Genomic DNA, 22194 nt, shown 5'->3' with positions numbered 1-22194 from the left:
GGAAGGTGGCTTGCAGAGGCCGAAGGCTCCGGCCATGATCGGCCCATGAACGATATCCGTGACATAGGCAGGCTCATTCTCATCGAGGATGACGTGGCAGAGGGGGCGGAGTGGCTTGCCCTGCGTGAGCCGCGCTTTGCCCGCGCGCTGGAACTGACGGGGCCGTTGCCGCTCCGCAGGCGGGCCGATGGCTTCCTGCCGCTGCTGGATGCCATCGTCAGTCAGCAGGTCAGCGTGGCGGCGGGGGATGCCATCATGGCCCGCCTCGCTGCTGCCGGGCTGGTGACGCCGGCGGCCATACTGCTGGCGGAGGACGATGCGCTCCGGGGTGCCGGGCTGTCGCGGCAGAAGGCGCGCTATGCCCGCGCGCTGGCGGAAGCGGCGATTGACTTCGACCTGCTGCGCGATGCCCCGCTGGAGGAAGTGGTCGCTACCCTCGTCGCCGTGCCGGGTATCGGCCGCTGGACGGCGGAGATTTATGCGATGTTCGCCCTTGGCCGTGCCGATGTCTTTGCGCCCGGCGATCTCGCGCTTCAGGAAGCTGCCCGGCTGCTGTTTGAGATGGAAGGGCGGCCCTCGGAGAAGGAACTGCGCCGCATGTCCGAGGACTGGTCGCCCTGGCGGGGAGTTGCGGCCCGTCTGCTCTGGGCCTACTACCGGGTGGCCAAGCAGCGGGAGGGTATCAGATGACGCGTGATCTGGAGTTCGGCCGGAAGGCCCCACGTTCGGGCAAGGCGAAAAGCCTTGTGGTCTTTCTTCACGGCTATGGCGCGGATGGTGCCGATCTGCTGGGACTGGCCGAGCCGCTCGGCCCGCATCTGCCCGATACCGTCTTCGTCGCGCCCAATGCGCCGGAGCGGTCGCTGGGCAACCCTTTCGGCTACCAGTGGTTTCCCATCCCCCGGCTGGATGGCTCGCCGGAGGAGGTTGCCCGGGCGAGCTTCGAGGCCGCCGTGGCCGATCTCGACGCCTTTCTGGATGCGAGACTCGCGGAGGAGGGGTTGCCTGCCTCCGCGCTGGCGCTGGTCGGCTTTTCGCAGGGCACGATGATGAGCCTGCATGTCGCGCCTCGCCGCAAGGCGCAGATGGCGGGCGTCGTCGGCTTCTCCGGGAGGCTGCTTCAGCCCGAACGTCTTGCCGCCGAAACGATCAGCCGTCCCCCTGTCCTGCTCATCCATGGCGACCGGGACGAGATGGTTCCCTATGAGGATATGTCGCGTGCTGCCGACGCCCTGACGCATGCGGAGTTCGAGGTCTACACCCATACCTCGCGCGGTGTGGGGCACGGGATCGCGCCAGATGGCCTGTCCGTCGCCATGCAGTTCCTCCGCAACGTGCTTCCTGTCTGAGCGCGCCAGGGGTTGCTGCGGTTCGAAAGGCCGGCTCGGGAAGTCCGTCACGCAACTGTAACCGATTGCTGGCATTCCTTTGCCGAACCCACCGCATCGCGGGGCTTGCCTGATGGAAAACGCCAGATATAGTGACGCTGTCGGGGCGGTGCTCCTGCCACCCCAAACCGGCTCTGCCCGGTGCTCCGCAGCAGGGAGTGTGGCGCGTATGGATGGCGATTTCAGGACAAGTTTCGTGCGGGAACCGGCGTCGCTCAGGCATTTCCCGGCTCTGGTTCTGAATGCCGATTATCGCCCGCTGTCCTACTACCCGCTCTCGCTCTGGCCCTGGCAGGAGGCGGTGAAGGCGGTGTTCCTCGACAGGGTGTCCATCGTCGCTGAATATGATCAGACCGTGCGGAGCCAGAGGGCGCAGTTCCGAATACCCTCCGTCGTGGTGCTGAAAGAATTCGTAAGACCCCAGAAGCGCGTGGCTTTCACGCGCTTCAATCTTTTTCTGAGGGACGAATTCTGCTGCCAGTACTGCGGCTCACGCGGTGATCTCACCTTCGATCACGTCGTCCCCCGCTCCCGTGGCGGGGTCACGAGCTGGGAAAACGTGGTGGCCGCCTGCTCCCCCTGCAATCTGCGCAAGGGCAACAAGTCCCTCAGGCAGGCGGGAATGCGCCTTACCCGCCCGCCGAAGCCGCCCACTGCGGATGAGATGCACAATCACGGTCGTCGTTTTCCGCCGAACCATCTTCACGAGACGTGGATGGACTTTCTATACTGGGATGCCGAACTGGACGCATAAGACGTCCGGCGCACCAGCAACAAGGACATAATGACAGACAGTTTCTTTCAGCCGGTTTCCGGCATGAGCCTGCCGCGCTTTGCCGGTGTGCCGACCTTCATGCGCCTGCCGCATGTGACACCGGATCATCCCCGCCATGCGGATGTCGATATCGGCTTCATCGGCCTGCCGTGGGATGGAGGCACCTCCAACCGCCCCGGTGCCCGGCACGGGCCAAGGCAGGTTCGTGATGCCTCCACCATGATCCGGGCGCAGCATCCCGTTACCGGACTTCGGCCATTCGAGGCACGCAACTGCGCCGATCTGGGCGATGTCGGGCCGAATCCTGTGGATACCACCGATACGCTCGCGCGCATCACGGACGCCATATCCCGGCTGCGGGCCGCGAATATCCGGCCGATTTCCGTCGGCGGCGATCACCTTTGCACATTGCCGGTGCTACGCGCGCTGGCGGTGGAAGGCCCGCTTGGTCTTGTGCATTTCGACAGCCATACAGATCTCTACCCGCCCTATTTCGGTGGCCGCGCCCTGACCCATGGCAACCCGTTCCGCGTGGCGGTGGAGGAAGGGCTGCTGGACCCGCGGCGCATGGTGCAGATCGGCATCCGGGGCACCTGCTATGACAGTGATGACATCGACTTCGCCCGGGCGAATGGCATCCGCATCATCAGGATCGAGGAGTTCTTCGCCCGCGGCATTTCCGATGTGATGGCAGAGGCACGCAGCATTGTGGGGGAGGAGCCAGCCTATCTCTCCTATGACATCGACTTCGTGGACCCGACCTTTGCCCCGGGCACCGGCACGCCCGAGGTGGGTGGGCCAAATGCGTTTCAGGCGCTTTCCGTGGTGCGGGAACTGCGGGGCCTCACCTTCGCGGGCGCCGATCTGGTGGAGGTTTCGCCTCCCTTCGATCAATCCGGTGGAACGGCTTGGCTCGCTGCCTCGCTGCTTTTCGAGATCCTCTGCGTGATGGCCGAGTAGGACCGGCCGGTATCCCCACTTTCCATTAACCGCATGAATGCTACAGTCTGACTCGGAAATCGTTGGGGGGAGGCGGTTTTTCATCTTGCGGTCGCAAAGGATTCAGATGGTCTCGCGTATCATTCCGGTCGATCCCTTCGACCTTGTGGTTTTTGGCGGCACGGGCGATCTCGCCCGCCGAAAGATATTCCCGTCGCTTTACCGCCGCTTTCTCGATGGTCAGATGCCGCAAGAATCGCGGGTGATCGGCGCCGCACGCTCCTCCATGACGGAGGAGGAGTTCCGCGTCTTCGCCCGTGACGCGGTTCTTGAATTCGTGAACGGAGCGAAAAACAATACGGAGGCGCTGGACCGGTTCATCGCGCATCTGTCCTACGTCCCCATCGACGCAACGGGGGAGGAGGGGTGGAAGGAACTGGCCGCCCGGATTCGCCCCGGCGTGGTCCATGCCTTCTACTTCTCGGTCGCGCCCAGCCTCTTCGGTGCCTTGGCGGAGCGGCTGCATAACTACGGGATCGCCGATCGCGACAGCCGGATCGTGGTGGAAAAGCCCTTTGGACATGACCTTTCCACGGCGCGGGCGCTGAACGCCGTTCTGGCGCGGCATTTCGACGAAAGTCAGATCTACCGGATCGATCACTATCTGGGCAAGGAGACGGTCCAGAACCTGATGGCGGTGCGCTTCGCCAACATCCTGTTCGAGCCGCTTTGGAATGCGCAGTATGTCGATCACGTGCAGATCACCGTGGCGGAGACGGTGGGCGTCGCGGGGCGTGCCGGCTATTACGACGACGCGGGCGCCATGCGGGATATGGTGCAGAACCACATGATGCAGCTTCTGTGCCTCATCGCGATGGAGCCGCCCTATCACTTTGATCCGGACGCCGTGCGGGACGAGAAGCTGAAGGTGATCCGCGCGTTGGACCCGGTTGGGTCGGACGATATGGTTCGCGGGCAGTATACCTCGGGCGGCGGCATGGCGAGCTATCTTCAGGACATTCAGGCGCCTTCCAGCCGGACGGAGACATTCATCGCGCTGCGCTGCCGGATCTCGAACTGGCGCTGGAAAGGTACGCCCTTCTACCTGCGCACCGGCAAGCGGCTGCGGGCCCGGACGTCGGAGATCGCGGTTGTCTTCAAGGAGCCGCCGCATTCGCTGTTCGATGAGGCCGAAGGCTGGCGTGCCAACACGCTCGTCATCCGTTTGCAGCCGAACGAGGGTATCACGCTTGAGGTGATGATCAAGGAGCCCGGGCCGGGCGGAATGCGGCTTGTTCAGGTGCCGCTCGACATGTCGTTCGCCGAGGCGCTGGGCGAGGAGGGGACCGACATGCCCGATGCCTATGAACGCCTCATCATGGATGTGATCCGGGGCAATCAGACGCTGTTCATGCGTGGGGATGAGGTTGAGGCCGCCTGGGCCTGGGCCGATCCTGTCCTTGCGGCGGTGGAGGGGCGCGGCGACCGGCCGAACCTGTATGATCCGGGCAGCACCGGCCCGGAGGAGGCGCTGATGCTCATGCATCGCGACGGACGCCGTTGGCGCGAGATGCGCACTGGCTGACCTGCCCGGAAGGAGGACGCGTTGGATTTCATCGACTATCCCAGCCGCGCAGAATGGGCTGCCGGTGCTGCTGAGGCCGTCGCCGCCGATCTGGAGGCCGCGCTCGAAACACAGGATCGCGTCACGCTTGCCGTGCCCGGGGGCACCACGCCCGGCCCGGTCTTTGACCTTCTCGCCGCCGTGCCGCTCGACTGGTCACGGGTGACGGTTTTGCCCACGGACGAACGGCAGGTCTCCGAAGACTCCAATCGCTCCAATGCGCGGCTGATCCGTGAGCGGCTGCTGACCGGCCCTGCGAGTTCGGCAGGCTTCCAGCCGCTTTGGGGGGAGGATGGCGAGACGATCCGGGAAGCGGTTGCCACCCTTCTTCCCATCGACATCCTGCTGCTCGGCATGGGGGCAGATCTGCATGTCGCCTCCCTCTTTCCGGGAGCGGAAGGGCTGGAGGCGGCATTTGCCGTTGATGCTCCTCCGGTTGTGGAAATACAGGCCGCCGCTGCTGGCGAGCCGCGGGTGAGCCTTTCGGCAGAGGTACTGGCGGATGCGCGACAAGCCCATCTGCTGATCGTGGGTCATGACAAACGGCAGGCCCTACTGGGCCTGTCTCAAGGCGGATCAGGGAGGACAGGGGCGTTGAAGGCGCCCGTTGCCCTTGTGCTGGACCGCGCGCGCATTCACTGGTCGGAGTAAACTATGACGCTTTGGAAAGAGCTTTCCACCTATCGGGAGAGCCACGAAGACCGCACGATCCTGTCGCTGCTGACCGATGAAAGAGTGGAGGAATTCTCCATCCGGCTGGGCGACCTGCTGCTAGATTATTCCAAGACCAACCTCGATCACGAGGGGCGAGACCTGCTTTTGAAACTCGCGCGCGAAACCGGCGTCATCGACCGGCGCGAAGCGATGTTCCGCGGAGACAAGATCAACGAGACCGAAGACCGCGCCGTTCTGCATACCGCACTCCGCGATCTTGACCGGGAGGTTCTGGTCGACGGGCAGGATGTGATGCCGGAGGTGCGGGAAACGCTGGACCGGATGTGCCGCTTTGCCGAGCATGTGCGATCCGGGCGCTTCCGCGTGGCAGGTCGCCGCGTGACGGATGTGGTCAATATCGGGATCGGTGGTTCCGATCTTGGCCCTGCGATGGCGACAATCGCGCTGCGCCCCTATCATACCGGCCCAAGGGTTCATTTCGTCTCCAATGTCGATGGCGCGCATATCCACGATACGCTGGACGCGCTCGACCCGCATTCGACCTTGTTCATTGTTGCGTCCAAGACTTTCACGACGCAGGAGACGATGGCCAATGCGGAAGCTGCACGCCGCTGGCTTTCCGGTACCGTGCTGGAACCGGCGAGCCATTTCGTGGCGCTTTCCTCCTCGCTGGAAAAAACCTGTGCCTTCGGCATCCCGGAGGAGCGAGTTTTCGGCTTCGAGGATTGGGTGGGCGGGCGCTACTCCATGTGGGGGCCGATCGGGCTCAGCCTGATGATCGCCATCGGCAGCGAGAATTTCCGGCGCTTCCTTGCCGGAGGTCAGTCGATGGACGACCATTTCCGGACTGCGCCACTGGTCGACAATATCCCCGTCATGCTGGCCCTGATCGGCATCTGGCATGCGCAGGTCTGCGGCTATGCGACCCGCGCCGTGCTGCCCTACGATCAGCGCCTGTCCCGGCTGCCCGCCTATCTCCAGCAACTAGACATGGAATCGAACGGCAAGCGGGTGCGGATGGATGGGTCGGACCTCACGGTGAACTCCGGTCCGATTGTCTGGGGGGAGCCTGGCACGAACGGACAACATGCTTTCTTCCAGCTCATCCACCAGGGCACGCGTATCGTGCCATGCGAATTCCTTGTTGCGGCAGAGGGGCATGAACCGGAATACAACTATCAGCACCAGCTTCTCATCTCCAACTGTCTCGCGCAGGCGGAGGCGCTTGTCCGAGGCCGGAGCCTTGACGAAGCCCGCGCGAAGGTGGCGGCGCAAGGTTTGAGCGGAGATGAGCTGGAACGTCAGGCGCGGCACCGGGTATTCCTTGGCAATCGTCCCTCGACCACGCTGATTTACCGTTTGCTGACCCCCTTCGTGCTGGGTCAGATCATCGCGCTCTATGAGCATCGTGTGTTTGTGGAAGGGGTGATCCTTGGCATCAACAGCTTCGACCAGTGGGGCGTGGAGTTGGGCAAGGAGCTTGCGGCCACGCTGGTCCCGGTGGTTCAGGGCAAGCAAGGGGCGGAAAAACGGGACGCATCCACGCGGATGCTGGTGAACTATATCCGGGATTCAGCCCAATCCCGCTGACCAGAAATGCAAAAGGCGCCCCGCGAGGCGCCTTTTCAGACTTCAGTCCGGCCGGTGTTCAGACCGCATCAACCGCGCCGGGCGCCGCAAGAGCGGCCGGTTTCCCGTTGGAGAGCGGGTCTTCCTGACGTTGCACGGAGCCCTCGAAATGTGCACCGGATTCGATGGCGATGGTCTTGTGAATGATGTCGCCTTCCACCCGTGCGGTGGAGGTCAGGCGGACTTTCAGGCCACGCACCCGGCCGATCACCCGACCGTTGATGACGATATCGTCGGCGACGATCTCCCCCTTGATGGTCGCTTGTTCCCCGACGGTGAGCAGATGGGCACGGATGTCGCCCTCCACATTCGCCTCGACCTGAATGTCGCCGCTTGTCTTGATGTTGCCCGTCACCGTCAGGTCCGAAGAAAGGATCGAGGCGGGGGGCTTGGTCTTGGGGGTCGTGCTTGCTGCGTAGTCCATGCTGCCTTTCGCGACCGGAACATCCGCTGCTGGCTCTGTGGCCTTCGGTCCCGGTTCCTGAATCCTGCTCTTAGAAAACATCTTGTGCCGCCTTGATGTAGGTCATCGGGTTCACAGGGGATCCGCCGACGCGCACCTCATAATGCAGATGAGTGCCGGTTGAGCGTCCTGTACTGCCCATATCACCGATACGGTCCCCACGCGACACCTTTTGCCCCGCTTTCACGCGGATTTTGGACATATGCCCATAGCGGGTTTCCAACCCGAAATCATGCTGGATTTTAACCAGGTTACCATATCCCGAAGCCCAGCCGGCAAAGGTGACGACCCCTTCGCCCGTGGCGAGGATCGGGCTTCCATGCGCGCCCGCCATATCCACCCCGTCATGCCGCGCGCGGGTCTTGCGGAACGGGTCGGCGCGTCCGCCGAAGCCGGAACTGTAGCGGAAGGCGGTCTGCACGGGGAGCGCGAAGGGCACTTTCTCCGCCGCCATCCGGTAGAGGTTGATCTGGTCGAGCGAGCCGAGCACGCCGTTGGCCCGTTCGGTATCCGCGTCGAGGGGAGTGCCTTTGGTCGAGATGCCCATCGGCACCAGCGGCCCGCCTCGGCCGTCATAGCCGCGCTTCACTTCCGTGATAACCTTGCTGGCCGACAGCCCGACCTCCTTGAACATCTTGTCCAGCGGCTCCATGGAAACGGTGACGGCCTCTTCCAGCCGGGCGAAAATCTGCTCGTTGCGATCCTGCATGAGCCGCTTTTCAAGGGCGAGAATATCCGCCTGCTGCTGAGCTTCCGTCGCCTGTTGCGAGAGTTTGTCCCGCTCGGAGGCCGTCGTGCTGAGCGCCGCGGTGAGGTAGTCGAGCGTGCGCCGCTCATCCTCCAGCCGGGCGGCGGTCAGGCCCTCGTCCTGTTTCTCATCGACTTCCGTCTGGAGCAGAGCGAGTTGCGTGCGCGCATCGTCGCGTTCCGTAAGAGCCTTGCGCAGCGACTGGCGCACGACCTCAAGCCCGGTTTCCAGTTCCTTGCGCCGGTCTTCGGAGGACAGGAGCGCCGTCTGCATATCCGAGACACCGCCAAGCGCGACATTGAACCGCTCATGCGCCGCCGAAGCTTCCGCAGCCCGCTGATCGCGTTCATCCGACAGGTCATTGAGCCGGGCCTCATAGACCATCTGCTCCCGCCGCGTCTGCTCCCGGACGCCGCCGGCCCCGATCGCATCCATCACGAAAACGGCAGATGACAGGATGGTCCAGCCCACCACCAAGGTGGTCCCCGCGAGCAGACCCGCTTGTGTCAGCGGGCGGAGACGGATGAACCGTGTTTCCGTGTCGGATTTGAGGAAGACCCGTTTCTCGGGCAGGCGGCGCTCAAGCGCGGCATTCAGTCGGTTGGTCAGACGCCCCGTCACACTACTGTCCCGTATGTCGTTTTCAGTAAGGAGGGTGAAGGCCGCTCCCAGCATTCACGCTCTGAGTGCTTACTGGCGATAGACTGGACCGGCAACAATCCACGAAATTCCATGGCGCCGTCTTGCCAAAGAAGGACTATTGTCGGCGGGATCTTGCCGGTTTCATTGCGCCATGCAGATTATCGCTAAAACGTTGCAGGAGAATCACTTGCGCTAATGCAACTCCTGCGCGGCTTTCAGCACCTCTGCCGCGTGGTCTGCCACTTTGACCTTGGGCCAGACCATCGCGATCCGCCCTTCGCTGTCGATCAGGAAGGTCGCGCGCGTCAGCCCCATGAATGTGCGGCCATACATCTTCTTTTCGCCCCAAACGCCATAGCGCTCCGCCGTGTCGCCTTCTGCATCGGAGGCCAGCAGCACGGAAAGACCATGCTTCCGGGCGAACTTCTCATGCGCAGTGACGGGGTCCTTGGAAATGGCGATGACCGTTGTATCGGCTGCGTCGAAATCCGCCAGCAGCGCAGAGAAATCAAGCGCCTCCGTGGTGCAGCCGGGAGTGTCGGCCTTGGGGTAGAAATACACGACGACCTTGCGAGGACGCAGGGACGAAAGCGTAATCGATTCCCCGTTGCTGAGCGGCAACGTGAAATCCGGGGCGGGCTGGCCAACTTCTATCATGGCGGTCTCCTGACGGGGCAGAAGGTAGCGTGGCTTTGCTGCAAGAGCCATCCGAAAGATGGAATGCCTGCTTGATCGTCCGACCGAATCGTCGCAAGCCAGATCGGCAAGGCTCCGGATTTCTCCATGAACGTGTTCTACGGCATCGGCCTCAAGATCGCCTCGGTGCTGCTCTTCATCGTAATGCTCGCGCTTGTCAAAGCCACGACGGAGCATGTGCCCACCGGGCAGATCGTGTTTTTCCGGTCCTTCTTTGCGGTTCTCGTCATCGTGATCTGGCTGGGCGCCACGAAACAGCTCGGCGCGGGCCTGCGCACGAAGAACCCTTTCGGGCATCTGTGGCGTGGGGTGATCGGCACCGCTTCCATGACGCTCAACTTCTGGTCGGCGGGCCTGCTGCCTTTGCCGGAGGTAACGGCGATCGGCTATGCGGCGCCGCTGCTGACCGTTGTGTTTGCCTCGCTCTTTCTCGGGGAGGTGGTGCGGGGGTTCCGGATTTCCTGCGTGCTCCTTGGGCTGGCGGGCGTGCTGATCGTCCTGTCGCCGCGGCTTTCCGCCTTCGGGACTGGCATGCTCTCCGAGCGGGAGACGGCGGGAGCCTTCATCGCGCTGGGAAGCGCCACCTGCGCAGCACTCGTGCAGGTGCTGCTCCGGCGGATGGTGGTGACCGAATCCGTCTCCTCCATCGTGTTCTATTTCTCGCTGTTCTCCACGCTGCTGTCGCTTCTGACCATTCCGGGTTGGGTGGTGCCGACGCGGACGGAGTTCTGGTTGCTCCTCATGGCGGGCCTGCTGGGTGGGCTGGCTCAGATCTTCATCACCACCGCCTACCGCTACGCGGATGCCTCGGTCGTGGCGCCGTTTGAATATGTCTCCATGATCTTCGCGCTGGCGATCGGCTACATGTTCTTTGACGAGGTGCCGACGTTGACGATGCTCTGGGGGGCGTCGCTGGTGGTCGCGGCCGGGCTGCTCATCATATGGCGGGAACGCCAACTCGGGCTTGAGCGCAAGCGTCAGCGGCAGGCGGCCACTCCCGCCGGTTAAAGATCGAGCCAGATCGTTACCGGTCCCTCGTTGACGAGGGCGACCCGCATCTCCGCCCCGAAAACACCGGTCTCAACCGGGATGCCCTCCGCGCGAATACGGTCGGCCACGTGGAGATAGAGCGGCTCCGCCTCCTGCGGCGGTGCGGAAGGGGTGAAGCCCGGGCGATTGCCGCGCGTATCGGCGCCAAGTGTGAACTGGCTCACCAGCAGGACGGAGCCACCGGTATCGCGGAGCGACAGGTTCATCTTGCCTGCGTCATCCTCAAAGATGCGGAGCTTGACGATCTTCGCGGCCATCTGCTCCGCCTTCACCCGGTCATCACCCCGCATCGCGCAGAGAAGGACGAGGAAACCGGGGCCGGTCCTCCCCACGACCTTTCCTGCGACGGTGACGGAGGCTTCGATGACCCGCTGGACGACCGCTCTCATGCGCCGAAGTATCGGGGGAAGGCGTAGGCGAGGTTGTCGCGTACCCGGTCGACCGGGGTGGCGCCGCTGGTATCAGGCACGAAGGTTTCGCCCGTGATGCGCTCATAGGCGTCTATATAGACGCGGGAGGTCGCCTCGATCAGTTCGGCCGGAATCTCGGGGATCGGATCGGTGTAGGGATCGACGCGCTCCGCCACCCAGGCGCGCACGAAATCCTTGTCGAAGGAGGGCGGGCGCTTGCCGGTGGCGAAGGCCTCGTCATAGCCCTCCGCGAGCCAGTAGCGGGAGCTGTCAGGCGTGTGGATCTCGTCGGCCAGCACGATATTCCCATCCTCGTCCAGACCGAATTCGTATTTCGTATCGACGAGGATCAATCCGCGTTGCGCCGCGATTTCCTGCCCACGGGCAAAGAGACCGAGGGCATAGACCGACAGGGTCTCCCACTGTTCCGGCGTGAGCAGACCACCCTCCACGATCTCTTTCGGGGTAAGCGGCGCGTCATGGCCCCCGTCGAACTCCTTGGATGTCGGCGTGAGGATCGGCTTGGGCAGTTTCTCATTGTCACGCAGCCCGTCGGGGAAGCGGTGGCCGTACATCTCCCGCTCGCCCTTCTTGTAGAGCGTGAGGATGGAGGTGCCCGTGGTGCCCGCCAGATAGCCGCGTACGACGACCTCTACGGGCAGGATCGTGAGCCGCTTGCCCACCACCACGTTCGGATCGGGATAGGACAGCACATGGTTCGGGCAGATGTCCGCCGTCCGCTCGAACCAGTAGCGTGCCGTTTGGGTCAGAACCTGGCCCTTCCACGGGATGCAGGCGAGGATCCGGTCGAAGGCCGACAGCCGGTCGGAGGAAATGATGATCCGCCTGCCGTCCGGCAGGTCGTAATTGTCGCGGACCTTGCCGAAATAGGGATGCGGAAGTTCGGGGAAACGGGCTTCGGCCAGAATGCGCATGGGCTCTCCGGGGGGCTGGGGCGATGCGCCCTGTTGCGGCGAATGGCAGGGCTTGTCAATGGCGCAGGCGATCAGCGCAACATGCCCTGCTGCTCCGCAAGCCACATGAACAGCGCGACAAGCAGAAGCGCCACGATCACCGCACCGGCGATCTTCCACGCTGAATACGGGCGCTGGCCCTGCACCTCGCCGGTCTGGCCATTGACAACGAAGGTGAAGCTCCGCCCGCCATATTTATAGGCCGCGGTCCAGACGGGCAGCAGGATATGCTTGAACGTCTCGCGCCGCGCATCCGTTCTGACGGCCTGTATCTGCTGGGCATCGCCGCCGATGTCACGGCGGATGTCTCCTTCGATCACCGCATCCATCTTCTGCCGCGCCATCGCGTGGCCGTCCTCCAGATCGACCGTATATCCCTCGGAGAAGAAGCCGGCGAGATATTCCGGCGCATAGGGCTGCAGCGCGCCGAGATTCCACGGCTCCAGATTCTCCGCTTCCCGCCGGGGCAGGCTGGTCGAGGCCACAATCAGCACGTCGTCGAACTCCCGCGCGACCCGGCCCGCGACAGGCGTCCAGCGGATCTTCTGCACCGGTTGCCGCTGCTGCTGGGGACGGCCATCCACCATCACGGTGACGGTCTGATACTCGACATAAACGGTGCCGCGCAGGCCGCGATACTGCGTCTCCGTCTGCGCATCGAAGGTCCAGTATGGGACGTATATTCCGGTGAGCCGCTTGTCCTTGCGGGCATATTGTCTGAGGCCGTTCGGCGCGAACCAGAGGGAGCCGAGCCAGCCTGTCATGAGGGTTAGCGCGCGTTCTTCCGGGATGGCAAAGGGCACCACGGCTTGTGCCCGGAACAACTGCTCCAGCGCCGGTTCACCGATCAGGGCCGTGGCGCAGAACGGGCAGGTGGTGGCGCGGAGGTTCGCTTCCACCTCGATCTTGGCGCCGCAGTTCGGGCAGGCAAGGATCTGGAGGGTGTCCAGCGCATTGGGAAGCCGTCTTTCGATCGCCGCGCGATAATCTATCTCCGCCAGCGCCCGCCGCCGTTCAGCGGCAGTCGCTCCCGGAATTTCCTGAACATGCCCGCAATAGGGACAGACGAGGGATGTCTGCCCCGGCTGGAACACCAGATCGGCCCCGCAGGCGGAACAGGGGAAATGCAGCCCCTCCGGACGCGCGGTCACCGCGTTTTCCGCCCCCGCGCCCCCCTGACGGGAGACGCGCGGGATGTCACTTGCCATTCGCGATCAGGCCCCACCCGCGGGCGGCAGCGGCGGAGGCGGCGGAGGTGCGACCGTGAAAAGCTGTGCAAGTTCAGGGATTTCGCCTGCAGGCTTCCAGCCATCCTGCCCCGCTGTCCAGACCAGCGTCTGCCGCGTCAGGCTGCCGTCCGTCGCCTGTCGTCCGAGAGACGCACGGGAAAACGGCCCCTTCGCCTCCCCGCCGATAGCAAGATGCCAGACCCTGTCCACGGGCGGCGGAGGGGGCGGCGTGGCTTCTGCGGGCGCCATGCCCCACGGTCCACTCCGGGCCATGTTCATGCCCATTGCCATGCCGAGACCCGCACCGATCCCGTCACCCATGCCGCTTCCGGGCGTACCCGCCGCACGTGTCATGGCTTCGGCGGCGGAGATCTGGGTGTAGGCGGCTAGGTCGCCCTTCAGGATGCCCATGGAGGTGCGTTTGTCGAGCACGGCTTCCACCTCATCGGGGAGGGAGATGTTCTCCACATAAAGCTCGGGCAGGGTCAGGCCGTAGTTGGCGATGGTGGGGGCGATAGCCTCTGCCACGATACGGCCGAGATCGGCGGCATTCGCCGCCATGTCCAGGACCGGAATCCGCGACGATGCCACAGCGCGGGAGAACTCCTGCACGATGACATTGCGGATCTGGAAGGTGATCTCATCGGCGGTGAACTGACCGTCGGTGCCCACGATCTCGCGGATGAATTTCGCAGGATCCGTGACGCGGACGGAATAGGTGCCGAAGGCCCGGATCCGCACCACGCCGAACTCCGGGTCGCGACAGATGATCGGGTTTTTCGTCCCCCATTTCAGATCGTTGAACCGGGTGGTGTTGACGAAATACACCTCCGACAGGAACGGCGACTGAAAGCCGTGGTCCCAGTGCTGGAGAGTGGTGAGGATCGGAAGGTTGTTGGTTTCCAGCATGTAGAGACCGGGGCCGAAGACATCGGCGATCTGTCCCTCATGGACGAAAACCGCGGCCTGACCCTCCCTCACCGTCAGTTTTGCGCCGTATTTAATGGCATGGCCGTAACGCTCGAAGCGCCAGACCATCGTGTCGCGGGTATCATCGGTCCATGCGATGACGTCGATGAACTCGCCCTTGAGCAAGTTGAAAAGTGCCATGGGATGAGCGTCCCCCAAAACGTTTTCTGTAACCGTCCGTCGGGCGATACCCGGCCAGACCAACTATAACCTTTCGGGGCTGCCCCGTGCGAGATATTTGCTCAGCTCGTGATTTCAGGCGGTTCCGCCTGCGATTTCTCAAAGAATTCCTTCAACTTCGCTTCGGATTCATGGGAAAGCGAGGTGCGGATGATCTTGCCCTTCGCCCGGAACGGCTCAAGGGCGGTCATTACCTTGTCAGCGGTGGCGGAGCGGATCAGCGCAAAGACAGCGGCAGTTCCGGGTGTGAGTGTTTCGCCGATCTCTTTCATGACCTTGTCGTCGATGCCGATATCCGTGAAGGCGCCTGAAAGCGCGCCGGCACCGGCACCCACCGCTACCCCCAGGATCGGGTTGAGGAAAAGCACGCCGACGAGCAGACCCCAAAGTGATCCAGTTGCAGCGCCTGCAGCCGTCATGTTGACGGCTTGATGCAGCTTGACCTTGCCGTTCTGGTCATGAGTTACCACGACGATATCATCCATCTCCAGAAGGTAGTCCTTCTGTAGTTTCGCGAGCTCGGCGCGTAGTTCAAAAGCCGTTGCGTCGTCATTGAAGGCGACCACGATCAGATCGGACATTCGATCCTCCTGCATTCATGAATGTGCAGGAGAGAGGATGGCGCAACAGAAAGAGCGGGCAAGCGTCCAGCGCGCGCTCATGTCAAAAAGGCCCGCGATGATCGCGGGCCTTTCTCATCGTGCTGCTGGAAGCGCTCAGCTCTCGTGGCGCGGAAGCGCCTCAAGCTGCTCCTTCGTCATAGAGACGTAGACCCGGTAGGTGTCGCCATCGACCTGCTTGTGAACGTCCATCTCGTTGAAGGGCAGGGCGACAGGTTTCGCGCCGATCCCAAGGAAGCCGCCCACATCGACGATTACCTGTTGCACGTGACCATCTGCGGACATCACGAGGTCGGACACTTTGCCGACGTCGACGTTGTTCGCATCATAGACATTCACGCCCTTGATCTGCTCCGCCGTCAGACCCGAGGCCAGCACACGCTCATAACCCTCGTTCGGTTCCATCCAGCCGGTGCTTGCTGCTGCACCCGTCGCCGCCGCTCCGGTTGCCGCCGCGCCGGTGGCATTGGTGGCAGCTTCCATGTTGCTCATACGCTCCGGCCGCTGATACTCCGGCGCATTTTCCAAGGCTTCACGGGTTGCAGTGAAGACGAGGAAATAGTCGCTCGGGTTCTCACCGTCAGGAATGATACGGATAGAGTCCATGTTCACAGCGACGGTGCGGGCGCCGATGCCGAGGAAGCCACCGACATCGACGAGAACGGCCTCAATGCTTCCGTCGCGCGACATCACCAGGTCATTGATATTGCCGACGTGGTGCCAGTCCCGGTAAAGCTCGGCGGAATTAGCATTCACCTCTACTTCCACATCGCTGGTGTAGAGCCGCTTACCAATCAGATCATCCGCATACAGGGCCTCGGGCTTGGGGGCTGCAAGGAACACGGTTTCCGACGCAACAACCACCGCTGAGCCTCCGGCAGGCGCGGTCTGCGCAAGCGCCGGCAGGGAGGTCATCGCAACGATGGCGGTGGTGACAAGGAGTTTTTTCATCGAACGGTCCTTTCGTTGGGCCTGTCCTGTGCGCAGGACTTACAACCGCCTAACGTCTGCGCGATCGAATGCGTTCCAAGAAAAATAAACGAAATCAACGGGTTTTTATGGAACGTTTCCTTGTCGTCTGCGTTCGCGGGTAAAGCGGGGAATTCCCGCTCCACCTCCGCAATGTCAGTAGTCGCGTTCGAAATAGATGCCGATACCGGTGTTGCCGTCCTCCCCCACGCTTCCCCGAACGGTGAATGATTTGGTGAGGTCGAGGTTGAGGTTGATCTGGGTCTGGTTGCCCGACCCGACGACCACTTCGGTGTAGATGTTCTCCGAGAGGTAACGACCCGCTTTCACGCCGGTGTTGCCTTCTTCATCCGTCACGAGGTCGAAGTCATCCAGACCGACGCTGCTGCGGAATCGCCCGACGAGACTATCGCCCCCGCTGCCCGTGAGCATGGCAACGGCGGAAGCCAGTTGCGCTGCCTGGAGCGGGGAGATGCTGGAAAGGTCGCGGCCGAAGATGATCTGCGCCAGCACCTCCTCCTCCGGGAGAGATGGATTGGACGTGATATTGATGTCGGGATCGTTGACGGGGCCCGTGACGTTGATGATGGCGGTCAAGCCGCTCCCGGTATTGGTCTGCGCCGTGAGGTTGACGAAGCCGTCGAAATTTCCCTGCAGGAAGAAGCTGCCACTGGTGAGGTCAAACCGGCGGTCGAGAAAGTCCAGGCGTCCCCTGACCAGGTCGAACTGCCCCGATGGCACGATATTCGCGGTCGTGCCGCCGATATTGATTGAGCCGCCGAGTTCTGCGTCCAGCCCGCGGCCGCGGATGAAGATGCGGCTCGGCGCGTTTATCGTGACATCCAGCGTGAAAACCCCACGCCCACTCTCCGAGGGTCTCGTTTGGGTCTGAATGAGGTCCGCCCGCGCCCGTGTGGCTCTTGCGGCGGCAGGCTCTGCGATATGGCGGATCGTGGGGATGGTGAACGTGCCGCCAAAGCTGGAAGGTACGCGCACGTCGGTCTGCCCGAGGTTCATCGTGCCCGCGATCCTTGCACCTCCCGTCAGCGGGCCGGTAATCGCGACCGATCCAGTGAGCGAGGTTGTGTAGAGCTGTGGATCCTGCAGCCGCGCCGCCTGCGCATTGACCTGAAGATTGGCGGTAAAGGGCGCGGTCATGGCAATCGTGCCTGCTGCGGTCAGGGTGCCGCCCCCTTCGACGCTGGTGTTCGCATCTATCCGAGCAGTGCCGGACGCCAAGGTCACCCGCGCGCTTCCGCCGCTCAGGGCGATGTTCAGCGCCGGATCGACGATGCGCAGATTGCTCGCAGTCACCGTGCCGCCGAGAGAGTTGAGTCCGAGAGGACCGTTCATTGTCAGGTCGAAACGGACAAGTCCCTGAGCGGAGCGCGCGCCAAGGAAGGGGTTTATCAGCCCAAGCTGAGAGGAGCCGGTCAGCGCCAGGTCAGAGCGGGAGAAATCCCGCGCCATGGTTCCGGTCAGCCGGGTATCGATCTGACCTGGACCCTGCGCCGCGAGGTTGAGGCGGAGTTGATTTTCCGCATCGACAACCGTCCCCCGCAGGGTCACCGGCCCCGGGAAGCCCGGCACGACGATGGCCAGGTTATTCAGCCGTGCATCGACGGTCAGATTGCGCGCTTCGCCCTGCACCTCCCCGTTCACATTTGCGGAAAGTTGCGGGTTCTGAAAGGTGAAGCGGTCGATCTGCAGGAAGCCTTCGGGCGTCCGAAGCACATTGAGTGCGAGCGTGCCGTCGCCCCTGAGAAGCGCGTTCACCTCCGGCTGGCCGCCGAGTGCAAGGCCCGAAGCGCGGCTGTCGGCCGTGATACGGATACCGCCCGGCTCGCTGACAGCGCGTGCGTCGGCCGTAAGCGCGCCGCGGAACCCGCTACCCAGAACGCCAAGATCGGAGAAGTTGAACGCGGCCTGCAGGTCCGTGTCATTGGGGTCGTAGCGGCCGCTTGCCGTAAGCGTCAGAGTCGTCGCGTTTACCGCAAGCCGGTCGAGGGTGATCCGCTCACCGTTCTGCACAGCGGCAAGGTCGATGCGGCTCTGCCCGCGGAGCAGGCCATCCGCCTGTTGCTGACCCACGCGCAGGTCGTTCCCGGACACGTTGGTCTCAAGCCTGAGGCCGTCGGGCGTATCGTGCACCCGCGCCGTCGCGGTACCCGCACCGCCATAACCCTGACCCAGAACGGAAAGGTCGGTGAATGCCCCGTCAAGCGAGACGTCGGTATTGCCCGGCGCATAACGCCCCGTCGCAGTCAGGTTCAGGGTCGTGGCATCGACGGTGGCCGTGTCTATGGTCAGCACATGGCCGTTCTGCACGCCGGCAAACCGGATACGGCTTTGGCCGCGCAGCAGCCCATCCGCCTGCGGCTGGCCGACGCGAAGATCGTTGCCCGTCGCGTCAAGCGTCAGCCGCAACCCTTCGGCCACCTGCCAGGCACGCCCATCAATGTCCACCGAGCCGGAAAAGCCTGGTCCGAGAACGCGTGCATCGGCGAAACGCCCGTTGAGCCTTACATCCGTCGCGTTGCTGGTGATATTGCCGGAGGCCTGCAGGCTGAGCGTCCGGGCGGTAAGCTGGGCATCCCGGATTTCGGTGCCGGTTTCATCCCGCTTGGCGGACAGCGTTATGCGGGATTGCCCTGCGAGGAGCCGGTCGAGCTGCTCCTGCGAAGCCGTCAGGTCCGTCCCCGTCACATCTGCGACGACATCGAACATGCCGGAAAGCGGCTCGAAAGCACCGCTGGCCGCTGCCTCGGCCTCACCGGAAAGCGGACGACCCGCCAGGTCGGAGAAGCGGGAGATGTCGTCAAGGCTCGCCGTCAGCTTGCCGGATACCCTGAGCGCCGCGTTCAGGCCATTGAAGACCAGATCGGCAACGGCGGAATAATCCTCCCCCCGAACGTTAAGAACCGGCATCGTCACGACCCCGTCGCCTGATTGCCAGACAAACACCGTCGTCCCTTCCACCCGGGGGCCCACGGCACGGGCGAGGGCAGGGTCGTCAAGGGCGATGCCATCCCCGCTGAACCGCAGGTTGGCGTCGAGCCGTGGCGCGTCCTGTGCCGTTTCCCGCATGACACCGCCGCCGCCCTCGAGCCGGAGGGTGGAGATCGTCATGCCGGGTCGCTTGAAATCCCGGGCGGTCATGTCGATCGTCCAGGTCTCGCTCACCGTGTCATCATAAGCGATGGCCAGATCGGCGCCCGACAGCTCCGTCGGCGTGGCGATCGGCAGGACCACCGGGCCTTCGGTCCCAGCGGGCGGATGGATGGAGCCGTTCACATCGACAAAGCTCGGCAACCCGTCGGCCGCGATGCGGAGTTCGCCGTTCAGGTTGATGGCCTCGGCGCGCAGCATGAATTCAGGCACCACCATGGAACTGTCAGGCTGGCGGGTGGCATCCGCCGTGAGGGTCAGTTGCGATCCGAAGAAGGCGCGGAACTGCTCGGGCAGCAAGGCCCGGATGTCGCCTTCGAGGTTGAAGGTGAAATGCCGTGCCGACCCCGCCGGCTGCCCCGCCGCCGCCTCAACCGCGCGGGCGGTGACCTGTCCTGTCAGACGGTCCTGATTGGCGGTGGCAAGCCGGATGTCGGCAGCGAAATCGTCAATCGGTGCGTCGCCCTTGACGGAGAGCGTGAGCGCAGGCGCGCCCGGCAGTCCTGCCAGCGTGGTGACGATGCCGCCCGGACCCTCGTCAAGCTCCACATCCACGGTCAGGTGGCGGCTGCTATTTGCGTATGCCCCCGCAATGTTGAAGACGCCGCGCTGGCCGTCCGTCCGCTCCAGCCGGAGTTGTAGCGCGCCTTCACCTCCAGCGAGATTGGCCGAACCGGACGCGCGGGAGACGTTGGCGATGCCGAAGACCGGCTCACCAATGTCCAGCCGGTCGATACGGAGACTGTCTATGTTGATGGAAACCGGCAGATCGGGAAGGGAGAAGGGCTCTGCCTCCGGCGAGGGCGGCGCGGCTTCCGTCTGCGGCAGGCGGGACAGCACCACCTCGGCGGCGGAGAATTCCTGCACCTGAACGCGGCCGGTCAACAGGGCGAGGCGGCTCCAGTTCAGCACGACGTCGCGGGCGGAGAACCACTGACCCTGATCGTCAGAAATCGCCAGCTCCTCTATTCGCGCGGTGGAGGAAAGCGCGCCGGAGAAGCCCCGGATCGTGACCTGCCGCCCCGCGCCGGACAGGCTGCTCTGCAGCAGGCTTTCCAGATAGGATGCACCGTCATTGTCCTGCGCGCGGACGGGGGCCGGCAGCCAGAAGCTCAAAAGGGCGATGAAGAGGATAAGGAACCGCATCAGAAGGCCTGCCCGATACCGACATAAAGTTGAACACCGTTGCCCGTGTCCCCGCCGAGCGGGGCCCCGACGTCTAACCGGATGGGGCCGATGCCCGTGTTGTACCGCAGGCCAAGCCCGATGCCGCCCTGCCAGTCGCCGCTGTCGTCGAAGAACTTGTCCGCGGAAACGTAGCCCGCGTCATAGAACGCGACGACGCCTATGCTTTGGGTCACGCGGGTGCGCACCTCGCCCGAGAGGCCCAGGAAATTCCGTCCACCGATGGTGGCGTCCCGTGACAGGTAATCCGGGTTCGGCACGCCGAGCGACTGGAAGGGCTGGCCCCGTACCGTGCCCGCGCCGCCCGAATAGAACAGGTATTCCCGCGGCGTTTCCGTGATGTCCGCGCCCAGAACGGAGCCGAGTTGCACCCGGCCTGCCAGAACCACGCGCTTGCTTTCGCCGGGGCTCCAGAAGGCGCGGCCATCGAACCGGACCCGGCCACCGGACCCGGCATCGTCGTTGATCCCGTAGAAAGGCCGCGCTTCGCCCTCCAGAAAATAGCCGCTGGTGGCGTTCAGCTTGTCATCGCGCCGGTCATACGTAGCACCCGTGGGCAGCGAGAGGATTTGCAGGTTCGTGGTCTCTCCGAACTCGCGGATACGATAGAAGCCGTATTCCAGCCCGATACGCCCGGTGAGATATTCGTTGAAATAATGCTCCACACCCCCGGTGATGGTGAAGCTGTCGCTGGTATAATCCTGTTCATCGGTGCGCTTGAGCTGGGTGCCGAGCTTCAGCGTCGTATCCGGATCGAAGGTCGCGGGACGGGAGAAGAGAGCGCCGATGCTGTACTCCTGATCGTCGCCGCTTCCCAGACCCTGTCCCTGCAGGTCGAAGCGGAGGTTCTCCGCCCCTCCGAACAGGTTCCGGTGCATCCAGTAGCCGTTCAGGTTCACCCCGTCGGAAGAAGATACCTCGGCGCCGAAGCCGAAGCGGCGGGGCAGGGATTCCACCACCGTCGCAGTGATATCCATGGTATTTCCCGGTCCGAGACGGTCGGCCTCCTGTATCGCCACGGAGGAGAAGGCGCCGGCGCGACGCAGCCGCCGGGCGCTTTCTTCCAGATCGGCGGGATCAAAGACCTCGCCCTCCGGAAGACCGGCAATGGCGTGGACGCGCTCCGTCCGCACATTCTCGTTTCCGGCGACAATGAGCTTGCCAAAGGTCACACGTGGCCCCGGCAGCATGCCGATATCGACGTTCAGGAGGTTCTGCCGATGATCGGCCACGATATCCTGCTTGCCCGTGGCAACCTTGGCATAGCCTGCGTCACGCCATCCGGTCGTCGCCGCATCCACGCCCTGCTGGATCAGCGTCGAGCGCGCGCGTTCCCGCGCACGAAGATCGGAGGGCAGTGTGGTGGAGGGCGTCAGCGGCGCGATGGAAACCTGACCAAACTGAAAGGTGGGGCCGGTCTCGACATTCACATCTATGCGGCGGATCGCTCGGGGGGCCTGCAACGTGGGGATATTTGCCGCCTCGCGCCCGTCCACGAGGATGTTGATGACCGGGGCGTAGTATCCGCGCGAATAGAGAGCACCTATCAGGCGTGCGTAATCGGCCCTGGCAGAAGCGATGAGTTCCTGCGGATCGCCCTGCCGGTTCTCGGCCGCGGCAGAAAGCAGCGACGCCCCGCGCAAAAGGGTTTCCAGATCATCGTCGCGACCACCCCGGATATTGAAATGTATGCCGTCCCGCGACTGCTGGCGCTGTTCCGCGGGCTGGTTTTGCTGGGCGAGAAGTACGGCAGGCACGAAGGAGACGCTACAAATGGCAGCCGTCGCGCATAGCAGGGCGGCATTCCACTTCCCGTCGGTCCTGCGTGTCATCACTGCCCTGCCTTCAGTTTGTGTTTTTC

General features: G+C 63.5%; 19 protein-coding genes. 8 read left to right on the top strand and 11 right to left on the bottom strand.

Annotated elements, in window-relative coordinates:
• Nucleotides 1–45 precede the first annotated feature (45 nt).
• The 7 genes from CN97_RS03055 to pgi all read left to right on the top strand — a co-directional run bounded on the left by CN97_RS03055 (nucleotide 46) and on the right by pgi (nucleotide 6991).
• A complete protein-coding gene (locus tag CN97_RS03055) occupies nucleotides 46–690 on the top strand; it encodes a DNA-3-methyladenine glycosylase family protein (protein WP_035706723.1) in 645 nt (214 codons plus the stop codon).
• Entirely contained in the window at nucleotides 687–1349 is a 663-nt protein-coding gene (locus tag CN97_RS03050) for an alpha/beta hydrolase (protein ID WP_035706720.1), read from the top strand. The genes CN97_RS03055 and CN97_RS03050 overlap by 4 nt, the downstream gene beginning before the upstream one ends.
• 208 nt (nucleotides 1350–1557) lie before the next feature.
• The gene (locus tag CN97_RS03045; protein WP_035706717.1) at nucleotides 1558–2142 is read left to right on the top strand and encodes an HNH endonuclease; all 585 of its coding nucleotides are present in this window, start codon (nucleotides 1558–1560) and stop codon (nucleotides 2140–2142) included.
• Nucleotides 2143–2172: 30 nt separating this feature from the next.
• Nucleotides 2173–3123 carry an agmatinase gene (gene speB, locus CN97_RS03040; protein WP_035706711.1) on the top strand — a complete coding sequence of 317 codons (951 nt, stop codon included), beginning with the start codon at nucleotides 2173–2175 and terminating at the stop codon, nucleotides 3121–3123.
• Between the two features lie 106 nt (nucleotides 3124–3229).
• Nucleotides 3230–4687 carry a glucose-6-phosphate dehydrogenase gene (gene zwf, locus CN97_RS03035; protein ID WP_035706708.1) on the top strand — a complete coding sequence of 486 codons (1458 nt, stop codon included), beginning with the start codon at nucleotides 3230–3232 and terminating at the stop codon, nucleotides 4685–4687.
• 21 nt (nucleotides 4688–4708) lie between these two features.
• Nucleotides 4709–5377 (top strand): 6-phosphogluconolactonase, encoded by a 669-nt coding sequence (locus CN97_RS03030; protein ID WP_035706706.1) that lies wholly within the window; start codon nucleotides 4709–4711, stop codon nucleotides 5375–5377.
• Nucleotides 5378–5380: 3 nt separating this feature from the next.
• A complete protein-coding gene (gene pgi / locus CN97_RS03025) occupies nucleotides 5381–6991 on the top strand; it encodes a glucose-6-phosphate isomerase (RefSeq protein ID WP_035706705.1) in 1611 nt (536 codons plus the stop codon).
• 58 nt (nucleotides 6992–7049) lie between these two features.
• On the opposite strand, the gene CN97_RS03020 is transcribed toward pgi, so the two are convergent.
• The 3 genes from CN97_RS03020 to bcp all read right to left on the bottom strand — a co-directional run bounded on the left by CN97_RS03020 (nucleotide 7050) and on the right by bcp (nucleotide 9540).
• Nucleotides 7050–7535 carry a bactofilin family protein gene (locus CN97_RS03020; protein ID WP_035706704.1) on the bottom strand — a complete coding sequence of 162 codons (486 nt, stop codon included), beginning with the start codon at nucleotides 7533–7535 and terminating at the stop codon, nucleotides 7050–7052.
• Nucleotides 7525–8862: a M23 family metallopeptidase gene (locus CN97_RS03015; protein WP_035706702.1), complete on the bottom strand. Its 1338-nt coding sequence runs from the start codon at nucleotides 8860–8862 to the stop codon at nucleotides 7525–7527. The genes CN97_RS03020 and CN97_RS03015 overlap by 11 nt, the downstream gene beginning before the upstream one ends.
• A gap of 213 nt (nucleotides 8863–9075) precedes the next feature.
• Entirely contained in the window at nucleotides 9076–9540 is a 465-nt protein-coding gene (bcp, locus tag CN97_RS03010) for a thioredoxin-dependent thiol peroxidase (protein WP_035706699.1), read from the bottom strand.
• A gap of 126 nt (nucleotides 9541–9666) precedes the next feature.
• On the opposite strand from bcp, the gene CN97_RS03005 reads away from it, so the two are divergent.
• Complete coding sequence (locus tag CN97_RS03005) at nucleotides 9667–10587, top strand: DMT family transporter (protein WP_035706695.1); 921 nt, start codon at nucleotides 9667–9669, stop codon at nucleotides 10585–10587.
• On the opposite strand, the gene dtd is transcribed toward CN97_RS03005, so the two are convergent.
• The 8 genes from dtd to CN97_RS02965 form a co-directional block, all read right to left on the bottom strand.
• Entirely contained in the window at nucleotides 10584–11018 is a 435-nt protein-coding gene (gene dtd, locus CN97_RS03000) for a D-aminoacyl-tRNA deacylase (RefSeq protein ID WP_035706692.1), read from the bottom strand. The two genes, CN97_RS03005 and dtd, sit on opposite strands and share 4 nt — an antisense overlap.
• The gene (locus CN97_RS02995; protein WP_035706689.1) at nucleotides 11015–11974 is read right to left on the bottom strand and encodes a phosphoribosylaminoimidazolesuccinocarboxamide synthase; all 960 of its coding nucleotides are present in this window, start codon (nucleotides 11972–11974) and stop codon (nucleotides 11015–11017) included. Before CN97_RS02995 ends, dtd begins: the two co-directional genes overlap by 4 nt.
• 71 nt (nucleotides 11975–12045) lie before the next feature.
• Nucleotides 12046–13221: a primosomal protein N' (replication factor Y) - superfamily II helicase gene (locus CN97_RS02990; RefSeq protein WP_242685174.1), complete on the bottom strand. Its 1176-nt coding sequence runs from the start codon at nucleotides 13219–13221 to the stop codon at nucleotides 12046–12048.
• Nucleotides 13222–13227: 6 nt separating this feature from the next.
• Complete coding sequence (locus CN97_RS02985) at nucleotides 13228–14352, bottom strand: SPFH domain-containing protein (protein WP_035706687.1); 1125 nt, start codon at nucleotides 14350–14352, stop codon at nucleotides 13228–13230.
• Nucleotides 14353–14453: 101 nt separating this feature from the next.
• Nucleotides 14454–14972 carry a DUF1269 domain-containing protein gene (locus CN97_RS02980; RefSeq protein WP_035706684.1) on the bottom strand — a complete coding sequence of 173 codons (519 nt, stop codon included), beginning with the start codon at nucleotides 14970–14972 and terminating at the stop codon, nucleotides 14454–14456.
• 135 nt (nucleotides 14973–15107) lie between these two features.
• Entirely contained in the window at nucleotides 15108–15962 is an 855-nt protein-coding gene (locus CN97_RS02975) for a PRC-barrel domain-containing protein (RefSeq protein WP_035706681.1), read from the bottom strand.
• A gap of 174 nt (nucleotides 15963–16136) precedes the next feature.
• Nucleotides 16137–20294 carry a translocation/assembly module TamB domain-containing protein gene (locus CN97_RS02970; protein WP_051910916.1) on the bottom strand — a complete coding sequence of 1386 codons (4158 nt, stop codon included), beginning with the start codon at nucleotides 20292–20294 and terminating at the stop codon, nucleotides 16137–16139.
• A complete protein-coding gene (locus CN97_RS02965; protein ID WP_051910915.1) occupies nucleotides 20294–22165 on the bottom strand; it encodes an autotransporter assembly complex protein TamA in 1872 nt (623 codons plus the stop codon). The genes CN97_RS02970 and CN97_RS02965 overlap by 1 nt, the downstream gene beginning before the upstream one ends.
• Nucleotides 22166–22194: the final 29 nt, after the last annotated feature.

The sequence above is a fragment of the Haematobacter massiliensis genome, from assembly GCF_000740795.1.
Taxonomy (GTDB): Bacteria; Pseudomonadota; Alphaproteobacteria; order Rhodobacterales; family Rhodobacteraceae; genus Haematobacter; species Haematobacter massiliensis.
This window is presented reverse-complemented; position numbering and strand designations above follow the sequence as displayed.